This is a genomic window from Pseudomonas sp. GGS8, from assembly GCF_024168645.1.
Lineage (GTDB): Bacteria > Pseudomonadota > Gammaproteobacteria > Pseudomonadales > Pseudomonadaceae > Aquipseudomonas.
The window spans coordinates 536,410-554,829 of the sequence record NZ_JALJWF010000001.1; the positions used below are offsets into that span (position 1 = coordinate 536,410).

Consider the following 18,420-nt stretch of genomic DNA (forward strand, 5'->3'; position numbering starts at 1 on the left):
ATACCGTGGCGAGGGGGCTTGCCCCCGTTGGGGCGCGAAGCGGCCCTAAAATCCAGCATACACAGTCCGTCAACCTCACCACATTAATCCATTTTGCGACTGCTACGCAGCCGAACGGGGGCAAGCCCCCTCGCCACAACAGCTCTTTTGCAACAATAAGCCTAGAGGTCACAGGGGTGAAAAATATGCGCCGGCGCTTTATAGTGGCCGACCTCCGTTTCATCAAGTAGCCGAGCCCCATGTCCGAGCCACGCAAGATCCTCGTCACCAGCGCCCTGCCCTATGCCAATGGTTCGATCCACCTCGGCCATATGCTGGAATACATCCAGACCGATATGTGGGTGCGCTTCCAGAAGCATCGCGGTAACCAATGCATTTATGTCTGCGCCGACGACGCCCACGGTTCGGCCATCATGCTGCGCGCGGAAAAGGAAGGCATTACCCCGGAACAACTGATCGCCAACGTCCAGGCTGAACACAGCGCCGACTTTGCCGAGTTCCTGGTGGACTTCGACAACTTCCACTCCACTCACGCCGAAGAAAACCGTGAGCTGTCGAGCCAGATCTACCTGAAGCTGCGCGACGCCGGGCACATCGCCACGCGCTCGATCACGCAGTACTTCGACCCGGAAAAGAAAATGTTCCTGGCCGACCGCTTCATCAAGGGCACCTGCCCGAAATGCGGCACCGAAGACCAGTACGGCGACAACTGCGAAAAATGCGGTGCGACCTACGCGCCGACCGACCTCAAAGATCCGAAGTCGGCGATTTCCGGCGCCACGCCGGTGCTCAAGGATTCCCAGCACTTCTTCTTCAAGCTGCCGGACTTCCAGGAAATGCTGCAAGCCTGGACCCGCAGCGGCACGTTGCAAGAGGCCGTGGCCAACAAGATCGCTGAATGGCTGGATGCCGGCCTGCAACAGTGGGACATCTCCCGCGATGCGCCGTACTTCGGCTTCGAGATTCCCGACGAGCCGGGCAAGTACTTCTACGTGTGGCTGGACGCGCCGATCGGCTACATGGCCAGCTTCAAGAACCTGTGCAACCGCACGCCGGAGCTGGACTTCGACGCGTTCTGGGGCAAGGACTCCACCGCCGAGCTGTACCACTTCATCGGCAAGGACATCGTCAATTTCCACGCCCTGTTCTGGCCAGCGATGCTCGAAGGCGCCGGTTTCCGTAAACCGACCGGCATCAACGTGCACGGCTACCTGACCGTCAACGGTCAGAAGATGTCCAAGTCCCGCGGCACCTTCATCAAGGCCCGGACCTACCTGGATCACCTGTCGCCGGAATACCTGCGCTACTACTACGCGGCCAAGCTGAGCCGTGGCGTCGATGACCTGGACCTGAACCTCGAAGACTTCGTGCAGAAGGTCAACTCGGACCTGGTCGGCAAAGTCGTCAACATCGCCAGCCGTTGCGCCGGTTTCATCCACAAAGGCAACGCTGGCGTGCTGGTGGCCGGCAACGCCGCGCCGGAGCTGACCGAAGCGTTCCTGGCCGCAGCACCGAGCATCGCCGAAGCCTACGAGGCTCGTGACTTCGCCCGGGCCATGCGCGAAATCATGGGTCTGGCCGACCGTGCCAACGCCTGGATCGCCGACAAGGCGCCATGGTCGCTGAACAAACAGGAAGGCAAGCAGGATGAAGTCCAGGCCATTTGCGCCCTGGGCATCAATCTGTTCCGCCAACTGGTGATTTTCCTCAAGCCGGTGCTGCCGTTGCTGGCCGCTGATGCCGAGGCGTTCCTGAACGTCGCACCGCTGACCTGGAACGACCACGCCACCTTGCTCAGCAACCATCAGCTGAATGAGTTCAAACCGTTGATGACCCGCATCGACCCGGTAAAAGTGCAAGCCATGACCGACGCCTCGAAAGAAGACCTGACCGCCAGCCAGACCGACACCGGCGAAGCTGCCGCGCCGCAAGGCAACGGCGAATTGGCCAAGGATCCGCTGTCGCCGGAGATCGAGTTCGATACCTTCGCCGCGGTCGACCTGCGCGTAGCCCTGATCCTCAAGGCCGAAGCCGTCGAAGGTGCCGACAAACTGCTGCGCCTGACCCTGGACATCGGTGACGAGCAACGCAACGTGCTCTCCGGCATCAAGAGCGCCTACCCGGATCCGGCCAAGCTCGAAGGTCGCCTGACCATGATGATTGCCAACCTCAAGCCCCGCAAAATGAAATTCGGGATCTCCGAAGGCATGGTGATGGCGGCCGGCCCTGGTGGCGAAGAAATCTACCTGCTGAGCCCCGACAGTGGCGCCAAGCCAGGTCAGCGCATCAAGTAAGGTTCTGCGCTAAACCGATCCCACAGTCGTGCCCGGCGCGACTGTGGGATTTTCATATCTGGCCCACCCTCCTTCCTTGCCGGATAATGCCTAATCTCTTTTTAGAGAGCTCTTTTTAGAGAGCCCCTTAAGAAAGCCCTGTTCTTACCGGCACGATCATGACCGAACTGCTTCTTACGCTTATCAGCGCTGCCCTGATCAACAACCTCGTGTTGCACTGGCCGCTGGGCGTCGATCCGGTGCTGGGCAGCGAACGGCGACAGGTGCATGCATTGGGCATCGCAACGACGTGCCTGATGCTGATCGTCGGCACGTTCGGCCATGCGTTCTACCACTGGCTGTTGGTGCCGTTAGGGCTGACGTCGCTGCGTCTGTTCGTATTCCTGCCGCTGAGCGTTCTGTTGATCGGCCCGCTGCTGAAGCTCCTTGCACGGTTATTTGCCAAGCTTTCATTCGAGGGGCTCTGGCCCCTGCTGCTGGGCAATGCCGGCGTGCTTGGGCTGACGTTGCTCAACGCTCAGGACGACAAGGGACTTTTCCACGCCATAGCCCTGAGCCTCGGTGCCGGGCTGGGTTTCTGGCTGGTGCTGAGCCTGTTCAGCGACTTGCGCCAGCGCACACTCAGTAACGATGTCCCCCTGCCCTTCCGCGGCCTGCCGATCGAATTGATCGGCGCCGGATTGATCGCGGTGGTTTTTCTCGGATTCAGCGGGCTGATCAAAACATGAGTCTGATTCAACGCATCGACGCCCTCTTGCCGCAGACTCAATGCGGCAAGTGTGGCCACCCTGGATGCAAACCCTACGCCGAAGGCATCGCCAACGGCGAGCCGATCAACAAGTGCCCTCCCGGTGGCAGCGAAACCATCGCCGCCCTCGCCGACCTGCTGAAAGTGCCGGTGCTGGAACTGGACGTCAGTCGCGGCTCGGCACCGGCACAGATCGCTTACATCCGCGAAGCCGAATGCATCGGCTGCACTAAATGCATTCAAGCCTGCCCGGTCGACGCGATTGTCGGCGCGGCGAAATTCATGCACACGGTCATCGTCGACGAATGTACCGGTTGCGACCTCTGCGTGGCGCCCTGCCCGGTGGACTGCATCGAGATGCATCCATTGCCGCTGGCCACGGTGCTGCCGATTGTCGGTGGGCTGGCGTTCAGCCTGGAAGAACAACAGGCCCGAGCCGCCAAGCGCAATCGTGCGCGACGTCGTTTCGAACAGCGCAATGCCCGTTTACACCGCGAAGAGGAACAGAAACTCGCCGAGCGTCAGGCCCGCGCCCAACGCGCCGTGCAGCACAGCGAAGTGACACTCGACCCGGTTCAGGCCGCGCTCGAGCGCGTGCGCGCGCAGAAGGCCGCCAATGCCGATGCGGCACTGAAGAAGGCCAAGGTTGATCTGGCGATGAGTCGGGCGCAGCTGAACAAATCGCTCAAGGCCTTCGGGCATCCACCGACCTTCGAACAGCAATCGCAACTGATCGTGCTGCAACAGCAGTTCGAAGCCGCTGAACAGGCGCTGGCACAGCTGGAAAGCAGTCCATCGCAAGTCACTGCGCCACCGGCTTCGACGAACGATGCCGAGCTGAAACGGGCGAAGATCCAGTTGGCCATGCGCCGCGCCGAACTCAAGAAGGCTCAAACAAACGAAGCGTCGGCCGAACAGATCGCAGCCTTGCAACATGCGCTCAGCGAAGCCGAGCGCCAGGTGGATGCCTATGCCGCCCCTTGAATCGGTGGATGAACGCCTTCAGCAGGCCATGAAGCTGGTATGGCTGGCCACCCTGCCGGGAATGTTGATGTTGTTCTGGTTGTACGGTTGGGGCGTGTTGATCAACCTGATTCTGACGGCGGCTACCGCACTGGCCGTTGAAGCGGCGGTGTTGCAGCTGCGCAAGCAACCTGTAAAACCGACGCTGAACGATGGCAGTGCGCTGGTCAGCGCGACCCTGTTGGCCCTGGCCTTGCCGCCTTATTGCCCATGGTGGCTGGCGGTCAGTGCTGCGGCATGCGGACTTTTTTTCGGCAAGCACCTGTATGGCGGCGTCGGCAGGAATCCGTTCAACCCGGCAATGCTCGGTTTCGCTGTGGTTTTAGTGACATTTCCCCAGCAAATGACCCATTGGCCGTCGTCCCATGGCATGGACTTGCTCGGGGGCCTGCAACAGGTGTTCGGCTTCAGCCTCGGCCAGATACCGGATGCCTGGGCCCAAGCCACGGCACTGGACAGCCTGCGAATCAACAAAAGCCTGACCATGGACGAACTGTTTGCCGGTAACCCGGCATTCGGCCATTACGGCGGACGCGGCGTGGAATGGGTCAACCTGGCCTTCCTGGCCGGCGGCGCGTTTCTGCTGCAACGGCGGGTGTTCAGCTGGCATGCGCCAGTCGGCATGCTCGCCAGCCTGTTCGTCATCAGCCTGTTGTGCTGGAACGGTTCGGGCTCTGACTCCCATGGCTCACCCCTGTTTCATCTGCTCACCGGCGCGAGCATGCTGGGTGCCTTCTTCATCGTGACGGAACCGGTGTCCGGCGCGAAAAGCCCCACGGCCCGATTGCTGTTCGGCGCCGGCGTGGGGTTGCTGACTTACCTGATTCGCACCTGGGGCGGCTATCCCGACGGGGTGGCCTTTGCCGTCCTGCTGATGAACCTCTGTGTGCCGGCGCTGGAGCGGTTCGCCGCCGCCAGACAAGCGCAGGCCAGCCCATGAGCCGAGCGACAAGCGTCGTGGTCCTGGCATTACTGGCAGGCCTGGGGACAGGCATAACTTACCTCGCGCAGCACACCAGTGCCGCACGCATTGCCGCCGAACAACGCCTGATCGACAACCGCAATTTGCTGGATCTGCTAGCGCCCGACAGCTATGACAATCAGCCACTGGAACACCCCCTCAGCGTCGAAAACACTCGCCTGCCCAACAGCACGCTGCTGAATGGCTACCTGGCATCCAAGGCCGGCCAACCGAGCGCCGTGTTGCTGCGCAGCCAGACACTGGGCTATGCCGGCGCCATCGATTTGCTGATCGCCATCGACCCCCACGGCAAGTTGCTGGGGGTCAAAACCCTCAAGCAATCGGAAACCCCGGGGCTGGGCGGCAAACTCGCCGACTGGCCCAATGCCTGGCTTCAAGTGTTTACCGGCAAGTCTCTAGGCGAACCAGGCGATACTGGTTGGGCCTTGAAAAAGGACCAAGGGCAATTCGATCAGATCGCGGGCGCGACCATCACCTCAAGAGCGGTGATCAACGCCACCCACGATGCATTGCGCTACTTCGACGAACACCGGCAACCGCTGATCGGGAGCAGTGCCCATGAATAAGTCATCGACCTTGCAGAACTCGCTGATGCTTACGCCTTTGATCGGCGTCACTGATTCGTTGGTAACGGCCCTGGGCCTGTGGCTGATGTCCGCTCTGGTGCTCGGTGTTTATGGCGTGAGCATGGGCGTCTTGCGCTCGCGACTGATTCCGGTAACACATTTGCTGGCCTGCCTCCTTCTGGCTGCCACACTGACCAGTTGCGCGGAACTCGCCACGCAAGCCTGGTCGCTTCAATGGCACCAGCATCTGGGGTTCTACGCCGGATTGATCGCCTTGCAATGCGTCGTGCTGGAACACAACGGTTTTTTCCAGAGCACAAGGCGTGATCGCCTGCGCCTGTATGGCCTGTTCGGCGCCTTGATGATTGGACTTGGCCTGCTGCGCGAGCTCATCGGTAACGGGACACTGGGTAGCCATCTGTCCTGGCTGACCGGTGCTACGCAACCGGACTGGCAAGGTTGGGGGCTCACCGCTGACGGTGGCCTGCGCTTGGCCACGCTGGCCCCCGGCGGGTTTATTCTGCTGGGACTGCTGATCGCCGCACATCAGGCCTGGACCCGCCCGACACCCTCATTGACCTCCTTCGAGGAAACGCATCGCTCATGAATGCCGCAAAACGTCTGGAAATTTTCCGCAGGTTTCACGAAGACAATCCTGAACCGAAGACCGAGCTGGCCTATTCCTCGCCGTTCGAACTGCTGATAGCCGTGATTCTCTCGGCGCAATCGACCGACGTTGGCGTCAACAAGGCCACCGCCAAACTGTTTCCGGTGGCCAATACGCCGGCGGCGATTTATGCCTTGGGCGTCGAAGGATTATCGGAATACATCAAGACCATCGGTCTGTATAACAGCAAAGCAAAAAACGTGATCGAAACCTGTCGCTTGCTGGTAGAACGCCATGGCGGTGAAGTACCGCAGACCCGCGAAGCGCTGGAAGCGTTGCCCGGCGTCGGTCGCAAGACCGCCAATGTGGTGCTCAATACCGCCTTTCGTCAGTTGACCATGGCCGTGGACACCCATATTTTCCGGGTCAGCAACCGTACCGGCATCGCTCCGGGCAAGAATGTGGTCGAGGTGGAGCAGAAACTGATGAAATTCGTGCCAAAGGAGTATCTGCTCGACGCCCATCACTGGCTGATCCTCCACGGACGCTACGTTTGCCTGGCCCGCAAGCCGCGTTGTGGCAGCTGCCGGATCGAGGACTTATGCGAATACAAGCAAAAGACCTCGGACGATTGAGGCTCTATTAGTTTTTTTGATTAACCGATTGAAAAAATCTTTTTTACCCGCCGGGAAATTGTCGATATAAGGAGCGCCAAAGGCAGTCTTAGCCTGGAGTTGACCTTATGAGCACTGGCAAAGAGCAATTGGACGTAGAAGACGACTTCACCGCCGTTGAGGCCGATGACGCAGAACCGGTGGTGGAAGTAGCGAAGACCAACCTGAGTAAACGCCGCACCATCGACAATCTGCTGGAGGAGCGCCGACTGCAAAAGCAATTGGCCGATTACGATTTTGACCTATGACACCTAAAAGCCTCCCGAAACGGAGGCTTTTTACTAAGCGCCCATCCCCGACAAACGCCCGCTCATCGCCCCTCGTCAAACACTGGCGTACTCATACCAGGCCATTACGTTGAGCCAATTCAATAAGATCGACCAGTGAGCGAGCATTGAGCTTCAGCAACAGGCGAGTCTTGTAAGTACTGACGGTTTTATTGCTGAGGAACATTCCATCGGCGATTTCCTTGTTTGTCTTTCCTCGGGCCAACTGCTGCAGGACCATCATTTCCCGCCCGGACAATCGATCCACCATATCGGCTTCACTGGCGTTCCCAAGACTGGAGCGCACAGTATGCAGCGCCTGATTGGGAAAGTAGCTATAACCTGACAGTACGGCCTTTATTGCACTGAGCAACTCAGTAAGATCCTGTTGTTTACAGACATATCCGGCGGCACCCGATTGCATACAACGCATGGAAAAATGCCCTGGAGCCTGAGACGTCAATATCAGCACTTTAAGAGGCATCGCCGCTGATGTCAGGCGCGCAATAACTTCCAGCCCATCCAACTTTGGTATCCCAATATCCAGAATAACAATATCTGGCATAAGTTCACGGGCAATTTGTAATGCATCCACGCCATTATCTGTTTCTGCAATGACTTCGTAGCCATGACGCTCCATTAGCATACGTACCGCAAGACGAATGACGGGGTGATCATCCACGATCAGCACTTTATTCATGGGCAAGTCCAATTTTCGCTGTTCGAATTTTTAGAGCCCGCACCATAGCCTAGTCGTTTCACCCATGGCATGCCGTCCCCCTCGACCACTCGCACCGAGAGACATTACCTACAAACAACACGGATTATTCCTACAAGAAATCATTGCACACGATGAGCCAGAGATTCATTGGCAGAATACTGCTAAACGCTTCGACAATTTCTTTGTAACAATTCACAGCCCAAAAAACAGGGTTCAACGTCCTTGGTCCGACAGACCTTGACTATTAAGCTACCCTTAAAGGTAACGGGTATTTTCCAGAACCTTACATAACCCGGCCCGAACGGCTAAAAAAAACTGACACAGCAACACTTCACCAACAAAATAAACCCACACAACTTTAAAACAAATAAACAGCCATACCCAGACCCGGAACAATGCAGTTACTATATCAACCTCACACAGTAAAAAAGGAACTTAAAACAGCAAAAACAAAAAACCCAAACAGGCATCATCACCCTCAAGACACACCCTATAAATCCACAGAGAAAAAGATAATATCTCATGAGCAAAAAATATGATAAAACTCAAAAAAAGAATCACCAACCCCATGACAATCATTGCAATATTTGCAGCACTGTCCGAAACATCAGCTGCTGTATCGCTGCCCTTTCTTGACAACAAGGAGAGAGAGCTCTACGTCTGGTTTCTGATCAGCTTTCCCTTTTATTTGCTTTTTCTTTTCTTCGCCACACTCAACTTCAATTATCGATCGCTTTACGCGCCCTCCGATTTCGAAAAGGGAAAGCATTTTATAAAAGTCATGGACAACGCCGATCACTCAGGAAACAGCACTTCCAGAGTGCCGCCTGAACGCTCAGCCCAACACCATGTGCAGCTGCCCGCACCGCTAAAGGACCTGCACATCATTGATGCACGCTGGATAACAAAAAAAATGGCGCTCAGTGCCCTGATGGAGAATATCCAGCACCCTCCGGATAATCCTGCACAAGTGATCGTATTTCTCACGTGCGCCAATTCGGAGACAGTGCTGAAGGAAAGCGCGCTCAAACACTGGAAACAACTAAAGAAACGCAAGAACGCAACGTTCTGTGTTTCTTACAATTTGAGCTCACATGGCGTGACGATCATGGGCTAGGTTTTGACCCGTCGCACAGAGCAAGGCAGCCCTTGAAGGAGATCAAAGGCAGGCAGCAGAAGGAACGGTTAGAAGAAACCAGCAGAAAGCGAAACGTAATATGCAGCAGCCCTTTTTCAGAACTGTGGCCTTGTCATCGACAAGGCCACAGTTCCATTACCGCCTCAAAGGTCTCAGAACAGCTTGCGGCCTTTGTTCGCCGCGATACGCATGCGCAAGGCGTTGAGCTTGATGAAGCCCGCCGCATCGGCCTGGTTGTAGGCGCCGCCATCTTCCTCGAAGGTCGCGATGTTGGCGTCGAACAACGACTCATCGGACTTGCGGCCGGTGACGATCACGTTGCCCTTGTACAGTTTCAGGCGCACTACGCCGTTCACATGGGCCTGGGAAGCATCGATCATCTGTTGCAGCATCAGACGCTCTGGACTCCACCAGTAACCGGTGTAGATCAGGCTGGCGTATTTAGGCATCAGCTCGTCTTTGAGGTGAGCCACTTCGCGGTCCAGGGTGATCGATTCGATCGCACGGTGAGCGCGCAGCATGATGGTGCCGCCAGGCGTCTCGTAGCAACCACGGGACTTCATGCCCACATAGCGGTTTTCGACGATGTCCAGACGGCCGATACCGTGTTCGCCGCCGATACGGTTCAAGGTCGCCAGCACGGTGGCCGGGGTCATTTCGACGCCGTCCAGTGCAACGATGTCGCCGTTGCGGTAGGTCAGTTCCAGGTACTGCGGTTTGTCAGGAGCCTTCTCCGGGGAGACGGTCCAGCGCCACATGTCTTCTTCGTGCTCGGTCCAGGTGTCTTCCAGCACGCCGCCTTCATAGGAGATGTGCAGCAGGTTGGCATCCATCGAGTACGGGGATTTTTTCTTGCCATGACGCTCGATCGGGATCGCGTGCTTCTCGGCGTAATCCATCAGCTTCTCACGGGACAGCAGGTCCCATTCGCGCCACGGAGCGATCACTTTTACGCCTGGTTTCAAGGCGTAGGCACCGAGTTCGAAACGAACCTGGTCGTTGCCCTTGCCGGTCGCGCCATGGGAAATGGCATCAGCACCGGTTTCATTGGCGATTTCGATCAGGCGTTTGGCGATCAACGGACGAGCGATGGAAGTACCCAGCAGGTACTCGCCTTCGTAAACGGTGTTGGCGCGGAACATCGGGAACACGAAATCACGCACGAATTCTTCGCGCAGATCGTCGATATAGATTTCTTTTACGCCCATGGCCTGTGCCTTGGCGCGGGCCGGTTCGACCTCTTCGCCCTGACCCAAGTCAGCGGTGAAGGTCACTACTTCACAGTTATAAGTATCCTGCAGCCACTTGAGGATCACCGAAGTGTCCAGGCCGCCGGAATACGCCAGAACGACCTTGTTTACGTCCGCCATGCCATCACTCCACGGGGTTCTACGGAAAGCTGTCAAGTCTACCGCTCATGCAGGATAATTTACAGAGGCGCGACAGCTTATGACGACGAAGCGACAGATTATGTCGAGCGGGCGACGAATACAGCAGGCTCAGGAGGTCGTCGCGCTGCTCGCGGCGGCGGTGGCTTGAGGCGCCGGTTTCTCGGTCGGCGCGACCCGTTCGAGGCGTACGGCAACCCGGCGGTTCTTCGCCCGGTTGGCGGCATTGTTGTTGGGCGCCAGCGGATAGCGCTCACCGTGAAATCGCAAGGTGATCTGCGACTCCTGAATACCATTGGCCTTGAAGAAATCCATCACCGCCAGCGCCCGGCGTCGTGACAGTTCACGGTTGGTCAGGCGGTTGCCACTGTTGTCGGAATGGCCGTCGAGTTCAATGTGGTTGACCGTCGGATCGGCCTTCATGAACTCCAGCATGACCTGCAACTGGGCCTTGGCCCTGGCATCGAGATCGATACCCTCCCCCGGAAAGCCGACCTCGGATTGTTTCACTTGCTCGAAATTCTGCGGCAACAACTTGGCCACGCACCCCTGATAGTCACCGTAGGCCTTACTGAACTTGACCGGCAGCAGACGGACCTCAGACACTCGACCGTCGCCCGATGAGTGTCGAACGACCGGGCTGCGGCCCTCCATCAACCCGCTGATCAGGCGCCCGGCCTGCACTTGCGAGCTGTTGAACAGCACGTTGCCACTACCGATTCTCACCGCCCCCAGATTTATGTCGCCACGCCCCGGCTGCCATGGCGCAGCTGCCGCCAGCAAGGTCGCGGAACCCCCACCAATCATTGAGTTGTAGGCCTTCAGACGAAATGTCGCCTGCTCGCCGGCGCGACGCACAAACTCACCCGAACCGAAATCGGTGATCGGTTGAGTCAGGCGGCATTCGAATTTGTCACCTTCGACCGTCCACTCGATGCTCTCCAGACGAGTCTGGAAAGTGAGCGCCATCGCGGGAAGGCTGGCAAACACACTGAGCAAGGCTAAATAACGCTGGCGCACGGGAGGCTCCACTGGCTTCTACGACAAAAAGACCGACACACATATCCACGGCCTGCCTGTTGGGTATCGGAAGCTTGTCGTAAAACTTGATAGCGAGTGCCTGGAAGAGTCTTTTCCGGTAGCATTCCCCTGAGTTTGACCCGCCTGGAATCCCCTCATGTCCGACCGCCTGACCCTGCTGCGTCCCGACGACTGGCACATTCATCTTCGCGATGGTGCCGTGTTGACCAATACCGTCGCGGATGTCGCGCGCACCTTTGGTCGCGCCATCATCATGCCCAACCTGGTACCTCCGGTGCGCAACGCTGCTGAAGCCGATGGCTATCGCCAGCGGATTCTCGCCGCACGTCCGGCCGGCAGCCGTTTCGAACCGCTGATGGTTCTGTACCTGACCGATCGCACCCAGCCCGAAGAAATTCGTGAGGCCAAGGCCAGCGGCTTCATTCACGCCGCCAAGCTGTACCCGGCCGGCGCGACCACCAATTCGGATTCTGGTGTCACCAGCATCGACAAGATTTTCCCCGCACTCGAGGCCATGGCCGAAGTCGGGATGCCCCTGTTGGTTCACGGCGAAGTCACCCGCGGCGATGTCGACGTTTTCGATCGCGAAAAAATCTTCATCGATGAGCACATGCGTCGCGTGGTCGAGCGCTTCCCGACGCTCAAAGTGGTGTTCGAACACATCACCACCGCCGACGCAGTGCAGTTCGTCAACGCGGCTTCGGCCAACGTTGGAGCGACCATCACCGCGCATCACCTGCTGTACAACCGCAACCACATGCTGGTGGGCGGGATTCGGCCGCACTTCTATTGCCTGCCGATCCTCAAGCGCAATACCCACCAGGAAGCCCTGCTCGACGCCGCCACCAGCGGTAGCGACAAGTTCTTCCTCGGCACCGACTCGGCCCCCCATGCCCAGCACGCCAAAGAAGCGGCTTGCGGCTGTGCCGGTTGCTACACCGCTTATGCCGCAATCGAGATGTATGCCGAAGCCTTCGAACAGCGTAATGCGCTGGACAAGCTCGAAGCCTTCGCCAGCCTGAATGGCCCGCGTTTCTACGGTCTGCCGGCGAACACCGATCGCATCACCCTGGTCCGCGACGAGTGGACCGCCCCAACCAGCCTGCCGTTTGGCGAGCTGACCGTTATCCCGCTGCGCGCCGGTGAAAAACTGCGCTGGCGCCTGCTGGAGGAACACGCGTGAGTGAAGACCATTTCGACGACGAACAGGACGGTCAAGGCGGTGGAGGTGGTCCTCGTCACCCAATGGCTGCCAGATTCCGTGGTTACCTGCCGGTTGTCGTCGACGTAGAAACCGGTGGCTTCAACTCGGCCACTGACGCCCTGCTGGAAATTGCTGCAACCACCATCGCCATGGATGAAAAAGGATTCGTGTACCCCGATCACACCTACTTCTTCCGGGTCGAGCCTTTCGAAGGCGCCAACATCGAAGCAGCAGCCCTGGAGTTCACCGGGATCAAGCTCGATCACCCGTTACGCATGGCAGTGAGTGAAGAAGCGGCGCTGACCGATATCTTCCGTGGCATTCGCAAGGCCTTGAAAGCCAACGGTTGCAAACGGGCGATTCTGGTCGGTCACAACAGCAGCTTCGACCTGGGTTTCCTCAACGCGGCAGTCGCGCGCCTGGACATGAAACGCAACCCGTTTCACCCGTTCTCCAGCTTCGACACCGCGACCCTCGCCGGCCTGGCCTACGGTCAAACCGTACTGGCCAAGGCCTGTCAGGCAGCGGACATCGACTTCGACGGTCGCGAGGCTCATTCGGCTCGCTATGACACCGAGAAGACAGCTGAGCTGTTCTGCGGCATCGTCAATCGCTGGAAACAAATGGGCGGCTGGGAAGACTACAACGACTGATACTGTCGCCGGCTTATCCCGCCCATAAAAAAACCGGCCTCCGAGAGGCCGGTTTTTTATTGCCCAACGCCCTTACAGTGCAGCAGCGTTCTCGGTCAGGTAAGCCGCAACGCCTTCTGGCGAAGCGTTCATGCCTTTGTCGCCTTTTTTCCAGTTGGCAGGGCAAACTTCGCCGTGCTCTTCGTGGAATTGCAGAGCGTCGACCAGACGGATCAGCTCTTCCATGTTACGGCCCAGCGGCAGGTCGTTGATGATCTGCGAACGGACAACACCTTTGTCGTCGATCAGGAACGCGCCACGGAAAGCCACGCCGCCTTCGGACTCAACGTCGTAGGCCTTGGCGATTTCGTGCTTCATGTCGGCAGCCATGGTGTAGCGAACCTGGCCGATACCGCCATTGTTTACCGGGGTGTTGCGCCATGCGTTGTGAGTGAAGTGCGAGTCGATCGAAACAGCGACCACTTCAACATTGCGTGCCTTGAAGTCAGCCATGCGGTTGTCCAGAGCGATCAGCTCGGACGGGCAAACGAAGGTGAAGTCCAGTGGGTAGAAGAACACCAGGCCGTATTTGCCTTTGATGGCCGAGGACAGGGTGTAGCTGTCTACGATTTCGCCATTGCCGAGTACGGCCGGTACGGTGAAGTCAGGGGCTTGTTTGCCTACGAGTACGCTCATTGGATATCTCCTGGTGTAATAAACGTTGAAGAACAGAGTTCATACCAGCCTGCCACCCTCGGGCGACAGCCCTGTGACACGAACCCCCTTCGCAAAGGCCGACCATCATACACCGCGTTTTTCGCCTGTCCTTAACGGTTTTTTCTGGAAGGTAAAAAGGCCGCTGCTCTATTTTCCACATGGAAGGCGAGAGGAAACCGTTCGTCAGTCACAGGCCCTTATGACGAAAAGCCTTCAGAAACCACTTTGACAATCATTCTCGTTAACATTAAGATCCATCGCAATTGAGTCACAACCAGCGACGGTTCTCACTTATGTATGTCTGCCTCTGCACTGGCGTCACCGACGGTCAAATCCGCGATGCAATCTATGAAGGTTGCTGCAGCTACAAGGAAGTCCGTCAGGCTACCGGCGTAGCCAGCCAATGCGGTAAATGCGCTTGCCTGGCCAAGGAAGTAGTGCGTGAAACACTGGGCAAACTGCAAACGGCCCAGGCGGCGATCCCCTACCCCGTAGAATTTACAGCCGCATAACTACCCGTATTTCGAAGAACCGGACTTGATGTCCGGTTTTTTTATGTCCTGAAATCAATCGCTTAGGGCCTGGACGCGGAACACAAACATTCTTATTCCGATTAATTTTCATTTAAGTTTCAATAACTTAGGTTTGACACTGTTAATTACGCGGCTCAAACTCCGCCCTATATACAGCTAATACAGGGCAGGACTCCCACTATGAAAGGCGACGTTACAGTCATCCAGCATCTCAACAAAATCCTTGCCAATGAACTGGTCGCGATCAATCAGTACTTCCTGCATGCGCGCATGTATGAAGATTGGGGCCTGAACAAGCTCGGCAAGCACGAGTACCACGAATCCATCGATGAGATGAAGCATGCTGACAAGCTGATCAAGCGCATCCTGTTCCTTGAAGGCCTGCCGAATGTCCAGGACTTGGGCAAGCTGCACATCGGCGAACACACCAAGGAAATGCTTGAGTGTGACTTGAAGATCGAACGCGACGGCCATGCCGACCTGAAAGTCGCTATCGCTCATTGCGAAACCGTCGGCGACTTCGGTAGCCGTGAACTGCTCGAAGACATTCTTGAATCCGAAGAAGAACATATCGACTGGCTGGAAACCCAGCTGGGTCTGATCGATAAAGTGGGTCTTGAGAACTATCTGCAATCGCAGATGGGCGAAGAGTAAGTTCTACGCCGCTAACCCCGACGCAATAAAAAGCCCCGCTCTCTTTTAAAGAGGCGGGGCTTTTTTATGACCGTTGTCTCGTCGCCCTTGTAGGAGCGAGGCAAGCCTCGCTCCTACAGGTACCCCATCAGGCTTCGGTCTTGGCAGCGGCGGCTTTGGCGGCGTCTTTGATCAATGCCTGCAACGAACCGTCGGCAGACATTTCAGTCATGATGTCGCTACCACCAACCAGCTCACCGGCGACCCACAGTTGTGGGAAAGTTGGCCAGTTGGCGTACTTTGGCAGGTTGGCGCGGATTTCCGGGTTCTGCAGGATATCCACATAGGCAAACTTTTCACCGCAGGCCATTACAGCCTGGGCGGCTTTCGCGGAGAACCCACACTGCGGGGCATTCGGCGAGCCTTTCATGTAAAGCAGAATGGTGTTGTTGGCAATCTGCTCTTTAATCGTTTCGATGATATCCATGGAGCACCTCGGCTGAACTTTCCGACTCAGTGGTCGGCACGGTGGCGCATTGTAACGGAAACCCGAGCGCCATGCTCGGCCTCCCCGACAGACATGTTCACGCCGCCGCCACGGTCACCGGAACGCCGTTCAATGCCGCATTGCCCGACAACTCATCGAGCTGACATTCGTCAGTCAGGTCATTGGCGCTGGAACCTGGCTGGCCACTGGCAATCGTCATCTGCACGCCCGGTCGCGCATGACCCCAACCATGGGGCAGGCTGACCACTCCTTTCATCATATCGAGGCTGGCGACCACTTCAACCTCAATTACGCCGACCCGTGAACTGACGCGCACCCGCTGCCCATCACTGAGCCCGCGGCTGGCCAGGTCGTCCGGATGCATCAGCAGTTGATGGCGCGGCTTGCCCTTCACCAAGCGGTGATAGTTGTGCATCCATGAGTTGTTGCTGCGCACATGGCGGCGGCCGATCATCAGTAACTCATCGGCCGCCGGTGCTTGCAGCGCCGCAAAGCGTGCCAGATCGGCAAGGATCTCCACAGGCGCTGCCTGGACGCGCTGATTGGCCGTCTTCAGACGCGGCGCCAGGTTGGGCTTGAGTGCGCCAAGATCGACACCGTGAGGGTGATCGAACAAGGTCGCCAGCGACAGTTTGCACGCTGAAGCATCGCCATACAGGCCCATCCGCAGCCCCCGGTCGATCATCTGCGCCGGTGCGACGGTCGGTTTCAGTTCCTTGCCGGTCTTCACCGCAAAGGCTTTGGCCAACCCCACGAAAATCTCCCAGTCATGCAGTGCGCCTTGCGGCTTGGTGAGAATCGCCCGATTGAAGCGGGTGACGTTGCGCACTGCGAACATGTTGAAGGTGGTGTCGTAATGATCGTTTTCCAGCGCTGAAGTCGACGGCAGGATCAAGTCGGCATAACGCGTGGTTTCATTGATGTACAGGTCGACGCTGACCATGAACTCAAGTCCGTCCAGCGCCTGTTCCAGCTGTCGACCATTGGGTGTGGACAACACCGGATTACCCGCCACGGTAATCAGCGCACGGACCTGCCCTTGCCCTTCGGTGAGCATCTCTTCGGCCAGCGCCGACACCGGCAACTCGCCGCCGTATTCAGGACGCCCGGACACGCGGCTTTGCCACAGATTGAAATGGCCGCCCGAAGTAGACGCCACCAGGTCCACCGCCGGTTCGGTACACAACGCACCGCCGACACGATCAAGGTTGCCGGTCACCAGATTGATCAGCTGCACCAGCCAATGGCACAGAGTGCCGAAGGCTTGGGTCGAGACGCCCATGCGGCCATAGCAGACCGCAGTCGGGGCTGCCGCGAAGTCCCTTGCCAGTTGACGGATCTGTTCGGCGGGCACTGCACACAGTGGACTCATGGCCTCGGCAGTGAAACCTGCGATCGCCTTACGCACTTCATCCACACCATCGACCGGCAAATGACTGTCGCGGGTCAGGCCTTCAGCGAATAATGTATTGAGCAGCCCGAACAACAGCGCCGCATCGCCACCGGGGCGCACGAACAGATGCTGATCGGCAATCGCCGCCGTTTCGCTGCGGCGCGGATCGACCACCACCACTTTGCCGCCCCGGGCCTGAATCGCCTTGAGACGCTTCTCCACATCCGGCACGGTCATGATGCTGCCGTTAGAGGCCAGTGGGTTGCCGCCCAGAATCAGCATGAAATCGGTGTGATCGATGTCCGGGATCGGCAACAGCAAGCCGTGGCCGTACATCAAATAACTGGTCAGGTGATGAGGCAACTGATCGACCGACGTCGCGGAAAACCGGTTACGGGTTTTCAACAGGCCGAGGAAGTAATTACTGTGGGTCATCAACCCGTAGTTATGCACGCTGGGGTTGCCCTGATAAACCGCCACCGCGTTCTGCCCGTGACGCTGCTGAATCCCTGCCAGGCGTTCGGCTACAAGGCTGAACGCATCTTCCCACTCGATAGGCTGCCATTCACCGCCCACTCGCCGCATCGGCTGACGCAGGCGATCCGGGTCGTTCTGAATATCTTGCAGGGCAACCGCTTTGGGGCAGATATGCCCACGGCTGAAACTGTCCTGAGGGTCACCTTTGATCGAGGTGATCTGCACGCCACTGCCTTCAACCTCAGTGGTTTCAATGGTCAGGCCGCAGATGGCTTCACACAGGTGGCACGCACGGTGATGGAGAGTCTTGGTCATGGCCAGTCTCTGTCTTGTTCTGGGCGGGCAATGTCGGCCGCGGGAACAAAACTATGGCGTGTGACTCGCCACCGCGCCAGCGACGTTCGTCTTGTGAATCGACAACCATCAGGCCAGCCGATGACAGCAAGGGGATCAGCTCGGCGGCAGGCTCGGCGGTGCCTGCAGCTGGATCTCCTGGATGGTTTCGATCTGCTCTTGGGCGACATGCACGCCGGTGAGCTCGCCGATCAGCCGCCAATGATCGTCGAGCCCGGCACTGATAGTGGCCATGCGGTCGATCATGCGCCGGCCAGCCGCCTTGGTGACTTCGTCTTCACTGCGTAACAACTCGAAAGACATCGAGGTCATGGAAGCAGTGAGGTGGGTCAGAGAGCGAGCCATAAGCCCGAGTAATTCCATTAACAGCTGTTCTTTCGATTCCATTCCAAGGGCGTCCTGCGTCAGCATGAGGGCCTGTCATCCAGTATCTCCCGAGACTGTGTCGAGTCTGAATGGCAAGTTCTAGTTATAACCCAGCACTTTGCATTAGCAAATGTTTCAGACCGGACATGTTGCCC

General features: G+C 57.7%; 20 protein-coding genes. 13 read left to right on the plus strand and 7 right to left on the minus strand.

Going from position 1 to position 18,420, the window contains the following annotated elements; translation table 11 throughout:
* Window positions 1-239 precede the first annotated feature (239 nt).
* From metG to J3D54_RS02450, 8 genes are all read left to right on the plus strand, one after another.
* Window positions 240-2,294, plus strand: a complete 2,055-nt coding sequence (gene metG / locus J3D54_RS02415; RefSeq protein ID WP_253416549.1) for a methionine--tRNA ligase — start codon at window positions 240-242, stop codon at window positions 2,292-2,294.
* 158 nt (window positions 2,295-2,452) lie between these two features.
* Window positions 2,453-3,022 (plus strand): Rnf-Nqr domain containing protein, encoded by a 570-nt coding sequence (locus tag J3D54_RS02420; protein WP_253416550.1) that lies wholly within the window; start codon window positions 2,453-2,455, stop codon window positions 3,020-3,022.
* Window positions 3,019-4,026 (plus strand): electron transport complex subunit RsxB, encoded by a 1,008-nt coding sequence (rsxB, locus tag J3D54_RS02425; protein ID WP_253416551.1) that lies wholly within the window; start codon window positions 3,019-3,021, stop codon window positions 4,024-4,026. The genes J3D54_RS02420 and rsxB overlap by 4 nt, the downstream gene beginning before the upstream one ends.
* Window positions 4,013-5,005, plus strand: a complete 993-nt coding sequence (locus tag J3D54_RS02430) for an RnfABCDGE type electron transport complex subunit D (RefSeq protein WP_253416552.1) — start codon at window positions 4,013-4,015, stop codon at window positions 5,003-5,005. The genes rsxB and J3D54_RS02430 overlap by 14 nt, the downstream gene beginning before the upstream one ends.
* Window positions 5,002-5,613, plus strand: coding sequence for an RnfABCDGE type electron transport complex subunit G (locus J3D54_RS02435; protein ID WP_253416553.1), 612 nt, complete (start codon window positions 5,002-5,004; stop codon window positions 5,611-5,613). Before J3D54_RS02430 ends, J3D54_RS02435 begins: the two co-directional genes overlap by 4 nt.
* A complete protein-coding gene (locus J3D54_RS02440) occupies window positions 5,606-6,220 on the plus strand; it encodes an Rnf-Nqr domain containing protein (protein WP_253416554.1) in 615 nt (204 codons plus the stop codon). Before J3D54_RS02435 ends, J3D54_RS02440 begins: the two co-directional genes overlap by 8 nt.
* Window positions 6,217-6,855, plus strand: a complete 639-nt coding sequence (nth, locus tag J3D54_RS02445) for an endonuclease III (protein ID WP_018926600.1) — start codon at window positions 6,217-6,219, stop codon at window positions 6,853-6,855. Before J3D54_RS02440 ends, nth begins: the two co-directional genes overlap by 4 nt.
* Window positions 6,856-6,962: 107 nt before the next feature.
* Window positions 6,963-7,142: a PA3496 family putative envelope integrity protein gene (locus J3D54_RS02450; protein WP_018926601.1), complete on the plus strand. Its 180-nt coding sequence runs from the start codon at window positions 6,963-6,965 to the stop codon at window positions 7,140-7,142.
* A gap of 91 nt (window positions 7,143-7,233) precedes the next feature.
* Here the strand turns inward: J3D54_RS02450 and J3D54_RS02455 are convergent, their stop codons facing one another.
* On the minus strand, window positions 7,234-7,860 hold the full coding sequence (locus tag J3D54_RS02455; RefSeq protein ID WP_007938913.1) for a response regulator transcription factor: 627 nt from the start codon (window positions 7,858-7,860) through the stop codon (window positions 7,234-7,236).
* A gap of 556 nt (window positions 7,861-8,416) precedes the next feature.
* On the opposite strand from J3D54_RS02455, the gene J3D54_RS02460 reads away from it, so the two are divergent.
* Window positions 8,417-8,998: a hypothetical protein gene (locus J3D54_RS02460; protein WP_253416555.1), complete on the plus strand. Its 582-nt coding sequence runs from the start codon at window positions 8,417-8,419 to the stop codon at window positions 8,996-8,998.
* Between the two features lie 173 nt (window positions 8,999-9,171).
* Here the strand turns inward: J3D54_RS02460 and J3D54_RS02465 are convergent, their stop codons facing one another.
* Entirely contained in the window at window positions 9,172-10,389 is a 1,218-nt protein-coding gene (locus J3D54_RS02465; protein WP_020799894.1) for an argininosuccinate synthase, read from the minus strand.
* A 129-nt stretch (window positions 10,390-10,518) separates the two neighbouring features.
* Window positions 10,519-11,427: an OmpA family protein gene (locus tag J3D54_RS02470; RefSeq protein ID WP_253416556.1), complete on the minus strand. Its 909-nt coding sequence runs from the start codon at window positions 11,425-11,427 to the stop codon at window positions 10,519-10,521.
* Window positions 11,428-11,584: 157 nt separating this feature from the next.
* Between J3D54_RS02470 and pyrC the strand changes: the two genes are divergently transcribed.
* Together pyrC and rnt are read left to right on the plus strand one after the other, a co-directional pair.
* Window positions 11,585-12,631 (plus strand): dihydroorotase, encoded by a 1,047-nt coding sequence (pyrC, locus tag J3D54_RS02475; RefSeq protein ID WP_205887390.1) that lies wholly within the window; start codon window positions 11,585-11,587, stop codon window positions 12,629-12,631.
* Entirely contained in the window at window positions 12,628-13,305 is a 678-nt protein-coding gene (rnt, locus tag J3D54_RS02480) for a ribonuclease T (RefSeq protein ID WP_007938919.1), read from the plus strand. The genes pyrC and rnt overlap by 4 nt, the downstream gene beginning before the upstream one ends.
* Before the next feature lie 72 nt (window positions 13,306-13,377).
* Here the strand turns inward: rnt and J3D54_RS02485 are convergent, their stop codons facing one another.
* A complete protein-coding gene (locus J3D54_RS02485; RefSeq protein ID WP_253416557.1) occupies window positions 13,378-13,980 on the minus strand; it encodes a peroxiredoxin in 603 nt (200 codons plus the stop codon).
* A 314-nt stretch (window positions 13,981-14,294) separates the two neighbouring features.
* Between J3D54_RS02485 and J3D54_RS02490 the strand changes: the two genes are divergently transcribed.
* Window positions 14,295-14,513: a bacterioferritin-associated ferredoxin gene (locus J3D54_RS02490; RefSeq protein ID WP_007938921.1), complete on the plus strand. Its 219-nt coding sequence runs from the start codon at window positions 14,295-14,297 to the stop codon at window positions 14,511-14,513.
* A 201-nt stretch (window positions 14,514-14,714) separates the two neighbouring features.
* Window positions 14,715-15,188 (plus strand): bacterioferritin, encoded by a 474-nt coding sequence (bfr, locus tag J3D54_RS02495; protein WP_007898512.1) that lies wholly within the window; start codon window positions 14,715-14,717, stop codon window positions 15,186-15,188.
* Between the two features lie 127 nt (window positions 15,189-15,315).
* Here bfr and grxD read toward each other — a convergent pair whose 3' ends face one another.
* The 3 genes from grxD to J3D54_RS02510 form a co-directional block, all read right to left on the minus strand.
* Window positions 15,316-15,654, minus strand: coding sequence for a Grx4 family monothiol glutaredoxin (gene grxD / locus J3D54_RS02500; RefSeq protein ID WP_253416558.1), 339 nt, complete (start codon window positions 15,652-15,654; stop codon window positions 15,316-15,318).
* A 97-nt stretch (window positions 15,655-15,751) separates the two neighbouring features.
* Window positions 15,752-17,860 (minus strand): molybdopterin oxidoreductase family protein, encoded by a 2,109-nt coding sequence (locus J3D54_RS02505; RefSeq protein ID WP_253416559.1) that lies wholly within the window; start codon window positions 17,858-17,860, stop codon window positions 15,752-15,754.
* Window positions 17,861-17,995: 135 nt separating this feature from the next.
* On the minus strand, window positions 17,996-18,286 hold the full coding sequence (locus J3D54_RS02510; RefSeq protein WP_253416560.1) for a hypothetical protein: 291 nt from the start codon (window positions 18,284-18,286) through the stop codon (window positions 17,996-17,998).
* Between the last annotated feature and the right edge of the window lie 134 nt (window positions 18,287-18,420).